The organism is Streptomyces glaucosporus, assembly GCF_039533345.1.
GTDB classification, from domain to species: Bacteria; Actinomycetota; Actinomycetes; order Streptomycetales; family Streptomycetaceae; genus Streptomyces; species Streptomyces glaucosporus.
The window spans coordinates 21,478-39,635 of record NZ_BAAATJ010000011.1; the positions used below are offsets into that span (position 1 = coordinate 21,478).

The 18,158-nt window shown below is 71.2% G+C and carries 19 protein-coding genes; 16 read left to right on the plus strand and 3 right to left on the minus strand.

Annotation, left to right across the window (positions count from 1 at the left end; all coding sequences use genetic code 11):
- Window positions 1-58 precede the first annotated feature (58 nt).
- The 16 genes from prfA to ABD358_RS13880 all read left to right on the plus strand — a co-directional run bounded on the left by prfA (window position 59) and on the right by ABD358_RS13880 (window position 13,924).
- Entirely contained in the window at window positions 59-1,135 is a 1,077-nt protein-coding gene (gene prfA / locus ABD358_RS13805) for a peptide chain release factor 1 (protein ID WP_344631266.1), read from the plus strand.
- 67 nt (window positions 1,136-1,202) lie between these two features.
- Complete coding sequence (gene prmC / locus ABD358_RS13810) at window positions 1,203-2,048, plus strand: peptide chain release factor N(5)-glutamine methyltransferase (RefSeq protein ID WP_344631267.1); 846 nt, start codon at window positions 1,203-1,205, stop codon at window positions 2,046-2,048.
- Window positions 2,049-2,696 (plus strand): L-threonylcarbamoyladenylate synthase, encoded by a 648-nt coding sequence (locus ABD358_RS13815; RefSeq protein WP_344631268.1) that lies wholly within the window; start codon window positions 2,049-2,051, stop codon window positions 2,694-2,696.
- A complete protein-coding gene (locus ABD358_RS13820) occupies window positions 2,693-3,337 on the plus strand; it encodes an arsenate reductase/protein-tyrosine-phosphatase family protein (protein WP_344631269.1) in 645 nt (214 codons plus the stop codon). The genes ABD358_RS13815 and ABD358_RS13820 overlap by 4 nt, the downstream gene beginning before the upstream one ends.
- A gap of 128 nt (window positions 3,338-3,465) precedes the next feature.
- A complete protein-coding gene (locus tag ABD358_RS13825; RefSeq protein ID WP_344631270.1) occupies window positions 3,466-4,800 on the plus strand; it encodes an MraY family glycosyltransferase in 1,335 nt (444 codons plus the stop codon).
- Window positions 4,801-5,036: 236 nt separating this feature from the next.
- Window positions 5,037-5,480, plus strand: a complete 444-nt coding sequence (locus ABD358_RS13830) for a Cg1360 family ATP-synthase-associated protein (RefSeq protein ID WP_344631271.1) — start codon at window positions 5,037-5,039, stop codon at window positions 5,478-5,480.
- Window positions 5,481-5,747: 267 nt separating this feature from the next.
- Entirely contained in the window at window positions 5,748-6,557 is an 810-nt protein-coding gene (gene atpB, locus ABD358_RS13835; RefSeq protein ID WP_344631272.1) for a F0F1 ATP synthase subunit A, read from the plus strand.
- 103 nt (window positions 6,558-6,660) lie between these two features.
- On the plus strand, window positions 6,661-6,894 hold the full coding sequence (gene atpE, locus ABD358_RS13840) for an ATP synthase F0 subunit C (protein WP_031505870.1): 234 nt from the start codon (window positions 6,661-6,663) through the stop codon (window positions 6,892-6,894).
- Window positions 6,895-6,928: 34 nt separating this feature from the next.
- Window positions 6,929-7,483 (plus strand): F0F1 ATP synthase subunit B, encoded by a 555-nt coding sequence (locus ABD358_RS13845; RefSeq protein WP_344631273.1) that lies wholly within the window; start codon window positions 6,929-6,931, stop codon window positions 7,481-7,483.
- On the plus strand, window positions 7,480-8,304 hold the full coding sequence (locus ABD358_RS13850; protein WP_344631274.1) for a F0F1 ATP synthase subunit delta: 825 nt from the start codon (window positions 7,480-7,482) through the stop codon (window positions 8,302-8,304). Before ABD358_RS13845 ends, ABD358_RS13850 begins: the two co-directional genes overlap by 4 nt.
- 119 nt (window positions 8,305-8,423) lie before the next feature.
- The gene (gene atpA, locus ABD358_RS13855; protein WP_344631275.1) at window positions 8,424-9,995 is read left to right on the plus strand and encodes a F0F1 ATP synthase subunit alpha; all 1,572 of its coding nucleotides are present in this window, start codon (window positions 8,424-8,426) and stop codon (window positions 9,993-9,995) included.
- A gap of 2 nt (window positions 9,996-9,997) precedes the next feature.
- Window positions 9,998-10,930: a F0F1 ATP synthase subunit gamma gene (locus tag ABD358_RS13860; RefSeq protein WP_344631276.1), complete on the plus strand. Its 933-nt coding sequence runs from the start codon at window positions 9,998-10,000 to the stop codon at window positions 10,928-10,930.
- A gap of 5 nt (window positions 10,931-10,935) precedes the next feature.
- Window positions 10,936-12,378 (plus strand): F0F1 ATP synthase subunit beta, encoded by a 1,443-nt coding sequence (gene atpD / locus ABD358_RS13865; protein WP_344631277.1) that lies wholly within the window; start codon window positions 10,936-10,938, stop codon window positions 12,376-12,378.
- A 90-nt stretch (window positions 12,379-12,468) separates the two neighbouring features.
- Complete coding sequence (locus tag ABD358_RS13870; RefSeq protein WP_344631278.1) at window positions 12,469-12,852, plus strand: F0F1 ATP synthase subunit epsilon; 384 nt, start codon at window positions 12,469-12,471, stop codon at window positions 12,850-12,852.
- 129 nt (window positions 12,853-12,981) lie between these two features.
- Window positions 12,982-13,428 (plus strand): DUF2550 domain-containing protein, encoded by a 447-nt coding sequence (locus tag ABD358_RS13875; protein ID WP_344631279.1) that lies wholly within the window; start codon window positions 12,982-12,984, stop codon window positions 13,426-13,428.
- A gap of 67 nt (window positions 13,429-13,495) precedes the next feature.
- On the plus strand, window positions 13,496-13,924 hold the full coding sequence (locus ABD358_RS13880; protein WP_344631280.1) for a hypothetical protein: 429 nt from the start codon (window positions 13,496-13,498) through the stop codon (window positions 13,922-13,924).
- Between the two features lie 110 nt (window positions 13,925-14,034).
- Here ABD358_RS13880 and ABD358_RS13885 read toward each other — a convergent pair whose 3' ends face one another.
- From ABD358_RS13885 to ABD358_RS13895, 3 genes are all read right to left on the minus strand, one after another.
- The gene (locus ABD358_RS13885; RefSeq protein ID WP_344631392.1) at window positions 14,035-15,816 is read right to left on the minus strand and encodes a glycoside hydrolase family 18 chitinase; all 1,782 of its coding nucleotides are present in this window, start codon (window positions 15,814-15,816) and stop codon (window positions 14,035-14,037) included.
- Between the two features lie 265 nt (window positions 15,817-16,081).
- Window positions 16,082-16,744, minus strand: a complete 663-nt coding sequence (locus tag ABD358_RS13890) for a response regulator (protein ID WP_344631281.1) — start codon at window positions 16,742-16,744, stop codon at window positions 16,082-16,084.
- Window positions 16,741-17,976 (minus strand): sensor histidine kinase, encoded by a 1,236-nt coding sequence (locus ABD358_RS13895; protein WP_344631282.1) that lies wholly within the window; start codon window positions 17,974-17,976, stop codon window positions 16,741-16,743. Before ABD358_RS13895 ends, ABD358_RS13890 begins: the two co-directional genes overlap by 4 nt.
- Window positions 17,977-18,158: the final 182 nt, after the last annotated feature.

The window sequence follows — 18,158 nt, forward strand, 5'->3', positions numbered from 1 at the left end:
GCCGGACCGGCGTTTTGCCGTCCCAGGCAGGCCCTTCCCCACACCTAAGGACTTCACGATGTTCGAGGCGGTCGAGGAACTGATCGGCGAGCACGCCGACCTCGAGAAGCAGCTCGCCGACCCCGCCGTCCACGCCGACCAGGCCCGCGCGCGCAGGCTCAACAAGCGCTACGCCGAGCTGACCCCCGTCGTGGGCGCCTACCGGGCCTGGAAGAGCACCGGCGACGACATCGCCACGGCCCGCGAGCTGGCCGCCGACGACCCGGACTTCGCGGCCGAGGTCAAGGAGCTGGAGGCCCGGCGCGAGGAGCTGACCGAGAGGCTGCGGCTGCTGCTCGTCCCGCGCGACCCCAGCGACGACAAGGACGTCATCCTGGAGATCAAGGCCGGCGAGGGCGGCGAGGAGTCCGCGCTGTTCGCCGGCGACCTGCTGCGGATGTACCTGCGCTACGCCGAGCGGCAGAACTGGAAGACCGAGATCATCGACGCCAACGAGTCCGACCTCGGGGGCTACAAGGACGTCCGGGTCGCGGTGAAGACCAAGGGCGGCGCCGCGGCGGAGCCCGGCCAGGGCGTGTGGGCGCGGCTGAAGTACGAGGGCGGCGTCCACCGCGTCCAGCGGGTGCCCGCCACCGAGTCCCAGGGCCGCATCCACACCTCCGCCGCCGGCGTCCTCGTCCTCCCCGAGGCCGAGGAGGTCGACGTCGAGATCAACCCGAACGACCTGCGGATCGACGTCTACCGCTCCTCCGGGCCCGGCGGCCAGTCCGTGAACACCACCGACTCCGCGGTCCGCATCACCCACGTGCCCACCGGCATCGTGGTCTCCTGCCAGAACGAGAAGAGCCAGCTCCAGAACAAGGAGCAGGCGATGCGCATCCTGCGCGCCCGGCTCCTCGCGGCGGCCCAGGAGGAGGCGGAGCGCGAGGCGTCGGACGCGCGCCGCAGCCAGGTGCGTACGGTGGACAGGTCGGAGCGCATCCGCACCTACAACTACCCGGAGAACCGCATCTCGGACCACCGGGTGGGCTTCAAGGCGTACAACCTGGACCAGGTGCTGGACGGCGACCTGGACGCGGTGATCCAGGCGTGCGTGGACGCCGACGCCGCGGCCAAGCTCGCCGCCGCGCAGTGACCGGCATGACGGCCGCACGGCAGGTCCAGCGACAGGGCTCGTACGGGACGGGTGGAGGACGAGGAACGTGAACGTACTGCTCGCCGAGGTGGCCCAGGCCACCCAGCGGCTCGCCGACGCCGGAGTGCCCTCCCCGCGCTTCGACGCGGAGGAGCTGGCGGCGTACGTCCACGGGGTCAAGCGGGGAGAGCTCCACCGGGTCCCCGACTCCGACTTCGACGCCCGCTACTGGGAGGTCGTCGCCCGCCGCGAGGCCCGCGAGCCGCTCCAGCACATCACCGGCCGCGCCTTCTTCCGCTACCTGGAGCTCCAGGTGGGGCCCGGCGTGTTCGTGCCCCGTCCCGAGACCGAGTCCGTCGTCGGCTGGGCCATAGACGCCGTGCGGGCCATGGACGTCGCCGAGCCGCTGATCGTCGACCTGTGCACCGGCTCCGGCGCCATCGCCCTGGCGATGGCGCAGGAGGTGCCGCGCTCGCGCGTGCACGCCGTCGAGCTGGACGAGGGGGCCCTGGTGTGGGCCCGCAAGAACGTCGAGGGCAGCCGGGTCGTCCTCCACCACGGTGACGCGCTGACCGCCCTGCCCGAACTGAACGGCCAGGTCGACCTGGTCATCTCCAACCCCCCCTACATCCCGCTCACCGAGTGGGAGCACGTCGTCCCCGAGGCACGCGACCACGACCCGCAGATGGCGCTGTTCTCCGGGGAGGACGGGCTGGACGTCATCCGCGGCATCGAGCGCACCGCGCACCGGCTGCTGCGCCCCGGCGGCCTGGTGGTCGTCGAGCACGCCGACACCCAGGGCGGCCAGGTTCCCTGGATCTTCACCGAGGACCGGGGCTGGGCGGACGCCGCGGACCACCCCGACCTCAACAACCGTCCCCGTTTTGCCACAGCCCGCAGGGAGGTGCCGTAAATGGCACGGCGTTACGACTGCTCCGACGCGACCGACCGCGCCACCGGTCTGCGCGAGGCCGCCTCGGCGGTGCGCCGCGGCGAACTCGTCGTGCTGCCCACGGACACGGTCTACGGCATCGGCGCCGACGCCTTCAGCCCGGAGGCCGTCGGCGACCTGCTGGAGGCCAAGGGGCGCGGGCGCGGCATGCCCTCGCCCGTCCTGATCGGTTCCCCGAACACCCTCCACGGCCTGGTCACCGACTTCTCCGAGCAGGCCTGGGACCTGGTGGACGCCTTCTGGCCCGGCGCGCTCACCCTGGTCGCCCGGCACCAGCCCTCGCTCACCTGGGACCTGGGCGAGACGCACGGCACGGTCGCGGTCCGGATGCCGCTCCACCCGGTGGCGATCGAGCTGCTGACCGACGTCGGCCCGATGGCGGTGTCGTCCGCCAACCTCACCGGCCACCCGGCTCCCCAGGACTGCGACGCCGCCCAGGAGATGCTGGGCGACTCCGTCTCCGTCTACCTCGACGGCGGCCCCACCCCCGACTCGGTGCCGTCCTCGATCGTCGACGTCACCGGTTCGGTGCCCAGGCTGCTGCGCGCGGGCGCGATCAGCGCGGAGGAGCTGCGCAAGGTCGTGCCAAGCCTCGAGGCAGCCAGTTGACGCCGCCCGAAGGGGCGCCCGAGGAGCATGGCATACCGGTCTTCCGCATCCTCCACGTCTCCACCGGCAACGTCTGCCGCTCCCCGATCACCGAGCGGCTGACCCGGCACGCCCTGGTGGACCGGCTCGGCGACGAGCGGGCCGGCGGGCTGGTCGTGGAGAGCGCGGGGACGTGGGGCCACGAGGGCGCCCCCATGGAGGAGCACGCGGCGGCGGTGCTGCACGAGTACGGGGCGGACCCGTCCGGCTTCACCGGCCGCGAGCTGCTGGACGAGCACGTCATACGCGCCGACCTGGTGCTGACCGCGACCCGCGACCACCGGGCGCAGGTGATCTCCATGGGGCACTCCGCGGGGCTGCGCACCTTCACGCTCAAGGAGTTCACCCGGCTGGTGCGGGCCATCGACCCGGCCACCCTGCCGGACCCCGACGGGGACGGCAGCGTGGTGGAGCGGGCCCGCGCCCTGGTGCGGGCCGCCGCGGCGCTGCGCGGCTGGCTGCTGGCGCCCAGCGCGGAGGCCGACGAGGTGTACGACCCCTACGGCGCCCCCCTGTCGTACTTCCGCAGCGTCGGCGAGGAGATCCACACGGCCCTGGACCCGGTGGTCACGGCCCTCACGGGGGTCCCCGCGCGCGCGTAGCGCCGACGGGCGCCGGGAAGCGCAGGGCGGCCGGCGGAGGCGGTGCGCAACCCCCCGCCGGGGGCCGTTGTCTAAGGTGTGGTGTCTCAGGACGAGCCTGGGAAGCCTGCGAGAGTACTGGGGAATCCGTGCGTGAATACCTGCTGACGCTGTGCGTCACGGCCGCGGTCACCTACCTCCTCACCGGGCCGGTGCGGAAGTTCGCCATCGCGGCGGGCGCGATGCCCGAGATCCGGGCGCGCGACGTGCACCGGGAGCCGACCCCCCGGCTCGGCGGCATCGCCATGTTCGGCGGACTGTGCGCGGGCCTGCTGGTGGCCTCCCAGCTCACCAACGTGGGCGACGTCTTCACGCTCTCCGACGAGCCGCGGGCGCTGCTGGCCGGCGCCGGGCTCATCTGGCTGCTGGGCGTCCTGGACGACAAGTGGGGCGTGGACGCGCTGGTCAAGCTCGGCGGCCAGATGATCGCCGCGGGTGTGATGGTCTGGCAGGGCCTGACGGTGCTGTGGCTTCCGGTGCCGGGCGTGGGCAGCGTGGCGCTGACCCCCGTGCAGGGCACCCTGCTGACGGTCGCGCTGGTCGTCGTCACCATCAACGCGGTGAACTTCGTGGACGGCCTGGACGGCCTGGCCTCCGGCATGGTCTGCATCGCCGCCGTGGCGTTCTTCATGTACGCCTACCGGATCTGGTACGGCTACGGCATCGAGGCCGCCGCGCCCGCGACGCTCTTCGCGGCGATCCTGATGGGCATGTGCCTGGGCTTCCTGCCGCACAACATGCACCCCGCGCGGATCTTCATGGGGGACTCGGGCTCGATGCTCATCGGGCTGGTGCTGGCCGCCGGGGCGGTCTCCATCACCGGCCAGGTCGATCCGGACGTCCTCACCGGCGCCACCGGATCGGTCAAGAACACCGTCCACATGATGGTGCCGGTCTACATGCCCGTGCTGCTGCTGCCGCTGTCGCTGCTGGCGGTCCCGATCGCCGACCTGGTGCTGGCCGTCGTGCGGCGCACCTGGCGCGGCCAGTCGCCGTTCGCCGCCGACCGCGGACACCTCCACCACCGGCTGCTGGACATCGGCCACTCCCACAGCCGGGCCGTGCTGATCATGTACTTCTGGTCGGCGCTGATCGCCTTCGGCGCGGTCGCCTTCTCGGTGCAGTCCTCCAGCCTGGTGATCGTCCTCACCATCGTGCTGCTCAGCGCGGTGGGGCTGGTGATCCTGCTGCTGCCGCGGTTCACCCCGCGGGTGCCGCGGTGGGCGCAGAGGCTGGTGCCGCCGCGCTACCGGTTCCGCCGGCCGGAGACCGGACCGGAGGCGGGGCCGGACGCCGCACCGGAGACGGAGCCCGGTGCGGAACCGGACGCGGGGGAGCCGGCGCGGACCGCCCGGCCCGGCGGGGCGACCGCCCTGCGGGAGTACGAGCGCCTCGCGCGGGGCGGGGTCGACAGCCGCTCCTAGCAGCTTCCGCCGGGTGTGTCAGCATGGAATCGCGTCACTGCCCCCGTGCGTGTGACGGTCCGCACACGATGTAGGTAAAGACCTCATCAAATAGTTTGTGATACCGTTCACGAGTCCGGCGATAAGGTCGGGTGGCCTCCCAGAACCCCCGATCCGTGTCTGTGCGCCGCCGGACTACGCTCACCTCCGAAGGTCACGCCTCGCCCCCCGCAGACCACATCGCTGGAGCATTTCCTATGCAGTCGAACGACGCCCGGATCCTTCGCGGCGCCGCGATCCCCTCCGCCTGCGCCGGCCTGGTCGGCGTGGTCGTCGGCGCGGTCGTCGCGGGAGCCGAGGGTGCGCTGGGAGCGGGACTCGCCACCGTGCTGGTCGTCGCGTTCTTCGGTGTGGGCCTCCATGTGCTCGGCCGGGTCGGCCGGAAGTGGCCCGAGCTTCTCCTGGGGATGGGATTCCTGGTCTACACGACCCAGGTGATCGTCATGCTCCTGCTGCTGAAGCTCCTCCGGGACGCGACCTTCATGGACGGCCGCGTGTTCGGTCTCACGGCGCTGGCCTGCCTCCTGGTGTGGCTGGCGGCCCAGGCGTGGGCGCAGACTCGGGTGAAGGCCCTCTATGTGGAGCCCGGCGGGGCCGAGGACTCCTCCGGGAAGCCCCGCGCCACGGAGACCCGCGTATGAGCGGGGGCCGTGCGGGGCTCTCGGGCAGGGGCGGGGCGGAGCACCTTCCGTCAGGCTGCTATCGTCCGACGCCGAGAGGGCTGCGAGCCACGGAGAAGGCGCTGTGCGGGACAGCGCCGGACGCTCCTCGCCTCTTCACCGACCGTCCTGCCGCCGAGCCGGCCGGTCTCCTCCCGCCCACACCCAGTCCAGTGCCGTCCCATGGCCCGGAGCCATGCCGACACATCGAGGTAGCCGTACCCATGCGTCCGACCGAAGGAGCTCGCGGTGAGTAGTGATCAGTTGCTCGCCTTCGAGGTTGACTGCCACCTGTTCAAGGACTGTGGCTTCCCGGCCCCCAGTGTGTGGTCGTTCCTCTTCGACCCGATCTTCGAGGTCGGCGGGATCGAGTTCAACAAGCCGATGCTGCTCGCGCTCGTCGGGACGTTCGCCATCCTCGCCTTCCTGTGGGCGGCCTTCGCCAAGCCCAAGGTCGTCCCCGGCAAGCTCCAGATGGTGGCCGAGGCGCTGTACGAGTTCGTGCGCCGCGGTATCGCCCGGGAGGTGATGGGCAAGAAGGGCGACGCCTTCATCCCGCTCCTGGTGTCGCTGTTCTTCTTCGTGTGGATGCTGAACCTCTGGGCGATCATCCCCATCGCGCAGTTCCCGGTCAGCTCGGTCATCGCCTACCCGGCAGGCCTCGCGCTCGTGGTGTGGGTCACCTACATGACGGTGACGTTCAAGACCAACGGCTTCGTCGGCGGCATCCGCAACCTCTGCGTCCCCGGCGGTCTGCCGAAGCCGATCTACGTGCTGCTCACGCCGATCGAGTTCATCTCCAACATCTTCGTGCGGCCCTTCACGCTGGCGGTCCGGCTCTTCGCGAACATGTTCGCCGGCCACATCCTGATCCTGATCTTCACGATCGCCACGTGGTACATGCTCGGCACCGTTCTCGGCTCCATCTACGCGACCGCCTCGTTCGCGATGACGGTGGTGCTCACGGTCTTCGAGATGTTCATCCAGGCGCTGCAGGCCTACGTCTTCACCGTGCTGACCGCCACCTACCTCTCCCAGGCGCTGGAAGAGGCGCACTGACGAGACCGACCGGCTCCGCGGTCCCTCCAGCCACCACTCGCCCAACCCCAGACGTCCGGCGGACCAACCATCCACCGGCCCACCAAGAGAAGGAACCCAAGGAATGTCTGCTCTCGAGACCCTCGCTGCTGTCGAAGGCAACGTCGGCACCATCGGCTACGGCCTCGCCGCGATCGGCCCCGGTATCGGCATCGGCATCATCTTCGGTAACGGTGTGCAGGCCATCGCCCGCCAGCCCGAGGCCGCCGGCCTCATCCGTCAGAACATGCTCCTCGGCTTCGCCGTGGTCGAGGCGCTCGCCCTGATCGGCTTCGTCGTTCCGTTCATCCTCAGCTGACGAAGCCTTAAACGGAACCGACGAAAGGTCCCCCATGATGAACCTGGCAGCTTCGGAGCCGCAGTCCCCGCTGCTTCCGGTCTGGCCCGAGGTCGTCATCGGCCTGATCGCCTTCGGCATCGTCTTCTTCGTCCTCTCCAAGAAGCTCCTCCCGGCCATCAACAAGGCCCTGGAGGAGCGCCGCGAGGCGATCGAGGGAGGCATGGAGAAGGCCGAGGCTGCTCAGGCCGAGGCGCAGCAGACGCTGGAGGAGTACCGAGCCCAGCTCGCCGAGGCTCGTCACGAGGCCGCGCGCCTGCGCGAGGAGGCGCGGGAGCAGGGCGCCGCGCTCATCGCGGAGATGCGCGCGGAGGGCCAGCGGCAGCGCGAGGAGATCATCGCCGCCGGTCACGCCCAGATCGAGGCCGACCGTCGGCAGGCGGCGCAGGCGCTGCGCCAGGACGTGGGCAAGCTCGCCACCGACCTGGCCGGCAAGCTGGTCGGCGAGTCCCTTGAGGACGTCGCCCGGCAGAGCCGCACGATCGACCGCTTCCTCGACGAGCTCGAGGCCAAGGCGGCGGCCGCCGAGTCCTCCGAGGTCGCCCGATGAACGGAGCGAGCCGTGAGGCACTGGCCGCAGCCCGTGAGCGACTGGACGCCCTGACGGACTCCACGTCCGTCGACGCGGTCAGGCTCGCCGACGAGCTGGCCGCGGTCACCGCGCTGCTCGACCGCGAGGTGTCGCTGCGCCGGGTCCTCACCGACCCGGCGCAGTCCGGCGAGGCCAAGGCCGAGCTGGTCCGGCGCCTGCTGGGCGGCCAGGTGGGCGGGGAGACGGTCGACCTGGTCTCCGGCATGGTCCGCTCCCGGTGGTCGCGCTCGCGCGACCTGGTGGACGCGGTCGAGCAGCTGGCCGACGTGGCCGACCTCGTCGCGGCCGAGCGCGACGGCAGCCTCGACGACGTCGAGGACGAGCTGTTCCGGTTCTCCCGGACCCTCGCCTCCTCGACCGAGCTGCGCGCGGCCCTCGGCGGCAAGGGCACCGACGAGGCCCTGAGGAACGCCAAGACCGAGCTGCTGCGCCGGCTGCTCGGGGGCAGGGTCCGCCCCGCCACCGAGCGACTGATCGTCCGCCTGGTGCTTCAGCCGCGTGGCCGTACCCTTGAAGCAGGGCTCGAAGCCCTCTCAAGCCTGGCCGCGGAGCGCCGGAACCGTTCGGTCGCGGTGGTCACCACCGCGGTACCCCTCAGTGACGGGCAGAAGCAGCGCCTGGGCGCCGCGCTGGCCAAGCTGTACGGACGCGAGATCCACCTCAACCTCGACGTGGACCCGGCGGTCCTCGGCGGAGTCCGGGTACGGATCGGCGACGAGGTCATCAACGGCACCATCGCCGACCGCCTCGAAGAGGCGAACCGGCGGATGGCGGGCTGACGCAGCCGCCGGCGGACACCGTGCCGCAGGCGCACCACCAACTCAAGAAGCAGTACTGGCGGCCCGAGTTGGGCCGTAGCAGACACATACGGGCCCAACAAGGAGAGCAGGGAACCCAGATGGCGGAGCTCACGATCCGGCCGGATGAGATCCGGGACGCGCTGGAGAACTTCGTCCAGTCGTACAAGCCGGACGCGGCCTCGCGCGAAGAGGTCGGGACGGTCAGCGTTGCCGGTGACGGCATCGCGAAGGTCGAGGGCCTTCCCTCGGCCATGGCGAACGAGCTGCTGAAGTTCGAGGACGGCACCCTCGGTCTCGCCCTCAACCTCGAGGAGCGCGAGATCGGTGCGATCATCCTCGGCGAGTTCAGCGGCATCGAGGAGGGCCAGACGGTGCGCCGCACCGGCGAGGTCCTCTCCGTCGCGGTCGGCGACGGGTACCTCGGCCGTGTCGTCGACCCGCTGGGCAACCCGGTCGACGGCCTCGGCGAGATCGCGACCGAGGGCCGCCGCGCCCTCGAACTGCAGGCCCCCACGGTCATGCAGCGCAAGTCGGTGCACGAGCCGATGGAGACGGGTTACAAGGCCGTCGACGCGATGACCCCGATCGGCCGCGGCCAGCGCCAGCTGATCATCGGTGACCGCCAGACCGGCAAGACCGCGCTCTGCGTCGACACCATCATCAACCAGCGTGCCAACTGGCAGTCCGGCGACCCGAGCAAGCAGGTCCGCTGCATCTACGTCGCCATCGGCCAGAAGGGCTCCACCATCGCCTCCGTGCGCGCCGCGCTGGAGGAGGCCGGTGCCCTGGAGTACACCACCATCGTCGCCGCCCCGGCGTCCGACCCGGCGGGCTTCAAGTACCTGGCCCCCTACACCGGCTCGGCCATCGGCCAGCACTGGATGTACCAGGGCAAGCACGTCCTGATCGTCTTCGACGACCTGTCCAAGCAGGCCGACGCCTACCGCGCCGTCTCCCTGCTGCTGCGCCGTCCGCCGGGGCGCGAGGCCTACCCGGGCGACGTCTTCTACCTGCACTCCCGGCTGCTGGAGCGCTGCGCCAAGCTGTCGGACGACATGGGTGCCGGTTCGATGACGGGCCTGCCGGTCATCGAGACCAAGGCGAACGACGTCTCGGCGTTCATTCCGACCAACGTCATCTCCATCACCGACGGCCAGTGCTTCCTGGAGTCCGACCTGTTCAACGCGGGCCAGCGCCCGGCGCTGAACGTCGGCATCTCGGTCTCCCGCGTCGGTGGCGCCGCCCAGCACCCGGCGATCAAGCAGGTCTCCGGCCGGCTGCGCGTGGACCTGGCCCAGTTCCGCGAGCTGGAGGCGCTCGCCGCCTTCGGTTCCGACCTGGACGAGGCCTCCAAGGCGGCGCTGGAGCGCGGCAAGCGCATGGTCGAGCTGCTCAAGCAGCCCCAGTACAGCCCGTTCCCGACCGAGGAGCAGGTCATCTCCATCTGGGCCGGCACCAACGGCAAGATGGACGACGTCCCGGTGGAGGACATCCGCCGCTTCGAGAGCGAGCTGCTGGACTACCTGCGCCGTGAGCGCAAGGACCTGCTGACCGGCATCCGCGAGGGCGGCAAGATGTCGAACGACACCATCCAGGCCATCTCGGAATCGGTCGACGCCTTCAAGAAGCAGTTCGAGACCTCGGACGGCAAGCTGCTGGGCGAGGGCTGAGCATGGGCGCGCAGGTCAGGGTCTACAAGCGGCGGATCCGTTCCGTCAGCTCGACCAAGAAGATCACCAAGGCGATGGAGATGATCGCCGCCTCGCGCATCGTCAAGGCACAGCGCCAGGTGGCCGCGTCGACTCCGTACGCCGACGAGCTGACCCGTGCGGTGGCCGCGGTCGCCACCGGCTCCGACACCCAGCACCCGCTGACCACCGAGGCCGAGAACCCGGTCCGGGCCGCGGTCCTGCTCGTCACGAGCGACCGCGGTCTGGCGGGCGGCTACTCCTCCAACGCCATCAAGGCCGCGGACCGCCTCACCGAGCGGCTGCGGGCGGAGGGCAAGGAGGTCGACACCTACGTGGTCGGCCGCAAGGGCGTGGCGTACTACAACTTCCGCAACCGGAAGGTCGTCCAGTCGTGGACGGGCTTCACCGACCGGCCGGGGTACTCCGACGCCAAGGCCGTCGCCGGGCCGCTGATCGAGGCGGTCCGGAAGGACACGGCCGAAGGCGGCGTCGACGAGCTGCACATCGTCTTCACGGAGTTCGTGTCGATGATCACGCAGAACCCGGTCGACAAGCGGCTGCTGCCCCTCAGCCTCGACGAGGTGCGGGACGCCGGGGAGGCCGGGGCCGCCGGGAAGAAGGAGCAGCGGATCCTGCCGCTCTACGACTTCGAGCCGTCGGCCGAGGACGTCCTCGACGCCCTGCTGCCGCGGTACGTCGAGAGCCGCATCTACAACGCGCTGCTCCAGTCGTCCGCCTCCGAGCACGCCGCCCGCCGGCGCGCGATGAAGTCGGCGACCGACAACGCCGAAGAGCTCATCAAGTCGCTCACGCGACTTGCCAACCAGGCTCGCCAGGCCGACATCACCCAGGAAATCAGCGAGATCGTCGGTGGTGCCAGCGCGCTGGCCGACGCTTCTGCGGGGAGTGACTGACAACTATGACCACCACTGTTGAGACGGCCACGGCGACGGGCCGCGTCGCGCGGGTCATCGGCCCGGTCGTCGACGTGGAGTTCCCCGTCGACGCGATGCCGGACATCTACAACGCGCTGACCGTCGAGGTCGACGACCCGGCCGAGGACGGCAAGAAGAAGACCCTCACCCTCGAGGTCGCCCAGCACCTGGGCGAGGGCCTGGTCCGCGCCATCTCGATGCAGCCCACCGACGGCCTGGTCCGCCAGGCCCCGGTGACCGACACCGGCGAGGGCATCACCGTGCCGGTCGGCGACGTCACCAAGGGACGGGTGTTCAACACCCTGGGTCACATCCTGAACGAGCCCGAGGCCGAGGCCGAGGTCACCGAGCGCTGGCCGATCCACCGCAAGGCCCCCGCGTTCGACCAGCTCGAGTCCAAGACCGAGATGTTCGAGACCGGTCTGAAGGTCATCGACCTGCTGACCCCTTACGTCAAGGGCGGCAAGATCGGTCTGTTCGGCGGCGCGGGCGTCGGCAAGACCGTCCTCATCCAGGAAATGATCATGCGTGTGGCGAAGCTGCACGAGGGCGTTTCCGTGTTCGCCGGCGTCGGCGAGCGCACCCGTGAGGGCAACGACCTCATCGAGGAGATGAAGGACTCCGGCGTCCTCCCGCAGACCGCGCTGGTCTTCGGGCAGATGGACGAGCCCCCGGGCACCCGTCTGCGCGTCGCCCTGGCGGGCCTGACGATGGCGGAGTACTTCCGCGACGTCCAGAAGCAGGACGTGCTGTTCTTCATCGACAACATCTTCCGCTTCACCCAGGCCGGCTCCGAGGTCTCCACCCTGCTGGGCCGCATGCCCTCCGCGGTGGGCTACCAGCCGAACCTGGCGGACGAGATGGGCCTCCTCCAGGAGCGCATCACCTCGACCCGCGGTCACTCGATCACCTCGATGCAGGCGATCTACGTGCCCGCGGACGACCTGACCGACCCGGCCCCGGCGACGACCTTCGCCCACCTGGACGCGACCACCGTTCTGTCGCGTCCGATCTCGGAGAAGGGCATCTACCCGGCGGTGGACCCGCTGGACTCCACCTCCCGGATCCTGGACCCGCGGTACATCTCCAAGGACCACTACGAGTGCGCCATGCGCGTCAAGGGGATCCTGCAGAAGTACAAGGACCTCCAGGACATCATCGCGATCCTCGGTATCGACGAGCTCGGCGAGGAGGACAAGCTGGTCGTCCACCGCGCCCGCCGTATCGAGCGCTTCCTGTCGCAGAACACCCACGCGGCGAAGCAGTTCACCGGCCTGGACGGCTCGGACGTTCCGCTGGACGAGTCGATCGCCGCGTTCAACGCGATCGCCGACGGTGAGTTCGACCACTTCCCGGAGCAGGCGTTCTTCATGTGCGGTGGCCTGGACGACCTCAAGGCCAAGGCCAAGGAGCTGGGCGTCTCCTGACGCCTCGGCCCGGTGACAGGGGGCGGGTTCGCCCGTCCCCTGTCACCGCACCCGGTTATTCTGTGAAAACCCCAGTTTCGAGGAGCCACTGTGGCTGAGCTGCACGTCGAGTTGGTCGCCGCGGACCGCAAGGTCTGGTCGGGCGAGGCCAGCCTGGTCGTCGCGCGCACCTCGTCGGGTGATATCGGCGTCATGCCCGGCCACCAGCCGCTGCTCGGTGTGCTGGAGTCGGGTCCGGTGACGATTCGTACGACCGGCGAGAGCGGGGGCGGCACCGTCGTCGCCGCGGTGCACGGCGGCTTCATCTCCTTCGCGGACAACAAGCTGTCGCTGCTCGCGGAGATCGCGGAGCTGTCCGAGGAGATCGATGTCCAGCGCGCCGAGCGCGCGCTGGAGCGGGCGAAGTCGGAAGCGGACGCCGCCGCCGAGCGGCGCGCCGAGGTCCGGCTTCGGGCTGTGGCGGGCGCGCGCTGAGGCCCGCGCACGTGTACGTGTCCCAGCCGCGGACCGCGTCGGAGCATCGCTCCGGGAGCGGTCCGCGGCTGAGGTGATGTCGGCTGCGGTACGGGCATACGGACGGACGAGGCGAGGAGGTCGGTGAAGATGGTCCTCGCTCTGGTGCTGTCCGGAGCGGTGCTGGCGCTGGTGCTGCTGGGGCTGTTCGTCCTGGGGCTGCGACGGCGGCTGATCCAGCGGTCCGGCGGCACCTTCGACTGCAGCCTGCGGTGGGACGCCCCCGAGGACGCCGAGTCCGGCGGCAAGGGCTGGGCGTACGGCGTCTCCCGCTACAGCGGCGACCACGTCGAGTGGTTCCGGGTCTTCTCCTACGCCCTCCGGCCGCGCCGGCTGCTGGAGCGCGAGGCGATCGAGGTCCTGAGCCGCCGCACCCCGCAGGGCGAGGAGGAGCTGGCGCTCCTGTCGGACTCCGTGATCCTCGCCTGCTCGCACCGGGGCGTCCGGGTGGAGCTGGCGATGAGCGAGGACGCGCTGACCGGCTTCCTCGCCTGGCTGGAGGCGGCGCCTCCCGGCCGGCGGGTGAACGTGGCCTGAGCCGTCCCGTCCGCTCGCGGCGGGAAAGCGGGTGACGGCGGTCGTTCCCGGGGGACACCCTGGGGCGATGCAATCCTGGATCACCTCCGCCGGGAACGGCCTGCGGCGCCTGCTCAACGAGTGGGATCCGATCGGCGTCGCCGATGAGGTGCGGGACGAGTACGACTGCTTGCTCGCCCCCTTGCTCCGACGGCTCCGCGACGGCGCCGAGCAAACGGAGATCGGCGAGTTCCTGCGGCACGAGCTGGAGACCCACTTCGCCCTCGACCCATCGCTCCTGGGGCCCGAGGCGATGGCCGGCCGCATCGTCGCCTGGTGGACGGCTGCCGACCCGGCCGACGGCTCCCAGGAGCGTGTGGCCACCACGGCGTACTCCTCCCGCGGCAACCACGCCCACCTGCGCGGGCGCGGTGTCCGGGCGGCGATCCGGCCCCGGCGGACCGGCGGAACCACCGGCTACGGTGCGGCGGCCGCCGACTGCCGGACTGCCGGGTGAGCCGGACGGAACGGCCCAGGAGTCGCGGACCCGGTGGGGCCGGGCACGACGCGAACCGGGGAGACGGCCCGCAAGGCCCGTCTCCCCGGTTCTTCCTGTGTGCGGTGCTGCTAGCCGTTCAGGCCCTTGTGCATCGCGGTGACCAGTTCGCCGTCGGCGGTGTCGCCGCTGATCTCCCACGAGAAGGCGCCGCCGAGCCCCTGTTGCCGGGCGTAGGCCATCTTCCCGGCGATGGTGGCGGGGGTGTCGTAGCTCCACCACTCGGTGCCGCAGTGCGCGTACGCCGTGCCGCCGACGGTGCCGCCGGCCGGGCAGCGGGTCTTGAGGACCTTGTAGTCCTCGATGCCCGCCTCATAGGTGCCGGGCGCGGCGCCGGTGGCGGTGCCGCCGGGCTCCTTCTGGGTCACGCCGGTCCAGCCGCGGCCGTAGAAGCCGATGCCCAGCAGCAGCTTGTCCGCCGGGACGCCCCCGGCCTTGAGCTTCCGGATCGCCGCGTCGGAGGTGAAGCCCTGCTTCGGGATGCCGGAGTAGGACGTCAGCGGCGAGTGCGGGGCGGTGGGGCCGGCCTTGTCCCAGGCGCCGAAGTAGTCGTACGTCATCACGTTGTACCAGTCGAAGTACCGGGCCGCCCCGGCGTAGTCGGCCTGGTCGATCTTGCCGCCGTCGGAGGCGTCGGCCGTGATCGCGGCGGTGACGAGCTGGTCGCCGAACTTGTCGCGGAAGGCCTTGGCCATGGTCCTGATCACGTCCGGGCCGCTGGTGTCGCAGGACAGGCCGCAGGCGTTGGGGTACTCCCAGTCCAGGTCGATGCCGTCGAAGAGGCCCTTCCAGCGCGGGTCGTTGACGAGCTGGTGGCAGGATTCGGCGAACGCGGCCGGGTTCTTCATGGCGTCGGCGAAGCCGCCGGACCAGGTCCAGCCGCCGAAGGACCACAGGACCTTGATGTGCGGGTACATCTTCTTCAGCTTCAGCAGCTGGTTGAAGTTGCCGCGCAGCGGCTGGTCCCAGGTGTCGGCCTTGCCGTCCACGCTCTGGTCGGCGGTGTAGGCCTTGTCGGTGGCGGCGAAGGAGTCGCCCATGACGCACTTGCCGCCCTGGACGTTGCCGAAGGCGTAGTTGATGTGGGTCAGCTTCTCGGCCGCGCCGGAGGTGACCATGTTCTTCACGTGGTAGTTGCGGCCGTAGACGCCCCACTCGGTGAAGTAGGTGAGGTTGACGTACTCGCCGCCGGGGTCGCTCCCGTCGCCGCCGGAGGTCCTCACGGTGGCGGTGCCGCCGGCGGGGCCGGTCTGGTCGGCGGTGTCGCGGGCCCGCACGGAGTATCCGTAGGAGGTGCCGGGCTTCAGCCCGGAGTCGGTGTACGAGGTGCCGGTGACGGTGGCGATCCTCGTGCCGTCGCGCAGGACATCGTAGTTCTTGACGCCCTTGTCGTCGGTCGCGGGGCTCCAGGTCAGCTTGACCGTGGTGTCGGTGATGTCGCTCGCGGTGGGGGTGCCGGGCGCGGTGGGCGGCTTGTCGCCGGGGACCTCGCCGCCCGACCCGTCGCAGGGGCGGCCGTTGAGGGTGCAGGCGCTCGGGCTGCCGCTGCCGGAGCCGTTGAAGCCGAAGCTGACGCTGGCGCCGGGGGCCAGGGTGCCGTTCCAGCTCTTGTTCTTCGCGGTGTAGGTGCCGCCGGAGCCGGTGATGTCGGCGTCCCAGAAGGAGCCGACCGTGGTGCCGGAGGGGAAGTCCCACTTCAGCGTCCAGGCGTTGATGGCGGTGTCGCCGGTGTTCTTGATCGTCCACTTGCCCTCGAAGCCGCCGCCCCAGTCCGAGACCCTGGTGTAGGTCGCGGTGGCCTGCTCGGCGGCCTGGGCCGGGGAGGCCAGGGCCACCAGGGAGCCGAGGGGCATCAGAAGGGCGGCGGTGAGGGAGAGGACCGTGCGTCTGACGCGGTGTGCGGTGGTCGTCGTTCTCAAGAGCGCTCCTCGCACAGGGGTCCGGTGAGGGCCGGACCGTCGGGGGTCTGCGCCGCTCGTGGGAATGCCATGAAGAGGCCGTCGGCGTCGTGGACACCGCCGGCGCCATGAACGTCATGTGCATGGCATACGCGTGCGCTTGAGCAGGGAGCCTAGAGAGGTCTGGACCACCGGTCAATAGGTCTGTACCACAGGAGGGCTAGGGCAGGGTGACTCCCAGCTCCTGCGCGAGCACCGCGGCCTGCACCCGGCTGCGCAGCTCCAGCTTCGCCAGCAACCGGCTGACGTGCGTCTTCACCGTGGCCTCGGCCATCGCCAGCCGGTCGGCGATCTCGGCGTTGGACAGCCCCTCGCCCAGGCACGCCAGCACCTCGCGCTCGCGCCGGGTGAGGGGGTCGAGCACCGACGGATCGGCCCGCCGCCCGCCCCGCGGGGCGGGGGAGGAGTGGGCGAACTCCCGGATCAGCCGGCGCGTCACGGCCGGGGCGATCACCCCCTCGCCGCGTGCCACCGTCCGCACCGCCTCCACCAGCTCCGCCGCCTCGCTGTCCTTGAGCAGGAAACCCGCCGCACCCGCGCGCAGCGCCCCGAACACGTAGGAGTCCAGGTCGAACGTGGTCAGCACCAGGACATCGGCGAGCCGGTCGGCGACCACCCGCTCCGTCGCCGACACCCCGTCCAGACGCGGCATCCGCACGTCCATCAGCACCACGTCGGGCCGCAGCTCGCGGGCGAGCCGCACCGCCTCCTCGCCGTCGCCCGCCTCCCCGACGACCTCGATGCCCTCGGCGCCGCGGAGGATGAGGACGAGTCCGGCGCGTACGGCCGACTGGTCCTCCGCGACGAGCACCCGGATGGTCACGTGCCGCTCCTTCCCCTCGTTCCCTCCCCGCCCCGGCCGGCGGGATTCTCCTCGGCGGGCAGCACCGCCCGCACCTCCCACACCACTCGTCCCCCGGCACCCGCGACCGGGCCCGCCGAGAAGGCGCCGCCCAGCAGTTCCACGCGCTCGCGCATCCCGATCAGCCCGGCGCCCGAGCCCGGCGCCCGCGGACCGGGCCGCTCGGCGTACGGGCTGGTGACGCGGACGACGAGCGGGCCGTCCCCGGAGGCGGACAGGGCGACGGCCACCTCGCCGGGGGCGGCGTGCTTGAGGGCATTGGTCAGCGCCTCCTGGACGATGCGGTAGGCCGCCAGCTCCACCGGCGCGGGCAGCGGGCCGCCGGACCGGTCGTCGCGCAGGACGAAGGCCAGCCCCCCGGCCGTGCCGTGCCCGCGGGCCTGGTCCAGCAGTGCGTCCAGACCGTCGAGCCTGGGCGCGGCGGACGGCTCCTCGTCGCCGTCCGCGCTCCTCAGCAGGCCGATCAGGCGGCGCATCTCCGCCAGCCCCTGCACGCTGTTCTCGCGGATCACCGCCAGAGCCTCCCGGGACGCCGCGGGATCGTCCAGCGACTGCGCCGCGGTGGCGTGGATGGCGATGGCGGACAGGTGGTTGGCCACGACGTCGTGCAGCTCGCGGGCCATCCGCGCCCGCTCGGCCGTCACGGCCTGGACGCGGTCCATCTCCGCCAGCAGCGCGGTCTGCTCGGCCCGCAGCCGCTCGGCGTCGGCCCGGTCCCGGTGCTCGCGGACGGCGGCGCCGGTGAAGGCCGGGAAGGCGAGGACCAGCGCGGCCATGACTCCGATGACGACGGCCTCGGACGGGCGCGTGGCGGAGAGGGCGGTGAGGGTGAGGGCGATCGTGGCGAGGACGCTCGCCGGAGGCACCAGACGGGCCGTCCGCGGCGGTCCGTACAGCACCGCCGCGTAGACGACGTCGGTGAACATCAGCATGGTGGCCAGCAGCGAACCGGCCGTCAGGTCGGCGGCGAACGCCACCGCCGCGATCCACAGCGCCCAGGGCTGCGCGATCCGCCGCAGCAGTTCCGCGCCGCACATCGCGGCGAGCGGCACCAGGGAGAGGGCCTCCGGCGGGTTGCCGGAGTACAGGGCGAACAGGTCCAGCCGCCACTGAGCCAGCCCGCCGAGCAGTCCGGCGGCGGCGATCAGCACGTCGTCGCGGTGCGGGCGCGGGAACGGGGGACGAGCGGTCACACGACCATCAAACACGGTCGGCCGGAACCCTTGCCTCCACACCTCGGCCGGTGCGGGACCCGCCGGAGTACATCGAAGGATGCAGCCCGGAATCGTCGCGGCGGGCGACGCCCGGAGCGGCGGACGGGGGCCAGGCTGGAGGCGTCGGTTCCAGGAGGAACCGGAAACCGGGAACCGGAGAG

What these genes read in the sequence shown, in the direction of transcription:
- prfA (WP_344631266.1), top strand. Translation starts at nt 59, where the DNA reads ATGTTCGAGGCGGTCGAGGAACTGATCGGCGAGCACGCCGACCTCGAG.
- ABD358_RS13815 (WP_344631268.1), top strand. Translation starts at nt 2,049, where the DNA reads ATGGCACGGCGTTACGACTGCTCCGACGCGACCGACCGCGCCACCGGT.
- ABD358_RS13830 (WP_344631271.1), top strand. Translation starts at nt 5,037, where the DNA reads ATGCAGTCGAACGACGCCCGGATCCTTCGCGGCGCCGCGATCCCCTCC.
- atpE (WP_031505870.1), top strand. Translation starts at nt 6,661, where the DNA reads ATGTCTGCTCTCGAGACCCTCGCTGCTGTCGAAGGCAACGTCGGCACC.
- ABD358_RS13845 (WP_344631273.1), top strand. Translation starts at nt 6,929, where the DNA reads ATGATGAACCTGGCAGCTTCGGAGCCGCAGTCCCCGCTGCTTCCGGTC.
- ABD358_RS13850 (WP_344631274.1), top strand. Translation starts at nt 7,480, where the DNA reads ATGAACGGAGCGAGCCGTGAGGCACTGGCCGCAGCCCGTGAGCGACTG.
- atpA (WP_344631275.1), top strand. Translation starts at nt 8,424, where the DNA reads ATGGCGGAGCTCACGATCCGGCCGGATGAGATCCGGGACGCGCTGGAG.
- ABD358_RS13860 (WP_344631276.1), top strand. Translation starts at nt 9,998, where the DNA reads ATGGGCGCGCAGGTCAGGGTCTACAAGCGGCGGATCCGTTCCGTCAGC.
- atpD (WP_344631277.1), top strand. Translation starts at nt 10,936, where the DNA reads ATGACCACCACTGTTGAGACGGCCACGGCGACGGGCCGCGTCGCGCGG.
- ABD358_RS13875 (WP_344631279.1), top strand. Translation starts at nt 12,982, where the DNA reads ATGGTCCTCGCTCTGGTGCTGTCCGGAGCGGTGCTGGCGCTGGTGCTG.
- ABD358_RS13880 (WP_344631280.1), top strand. Translation starts at nt 13,496, where the DNA reads ATGCAATCCTGGATCACCTCCGCCGGGAACGGCCTGCGGCGCCTGCTC.
- ABD358_RS13885 (WP_344631392.1), bottom strand. Translation starts at nt 15,816, where the DNA reads ATGCCCCTCGGCTCCCTGGTGGCCCTGGCCTCCCCGGCCCAGGCCGCC.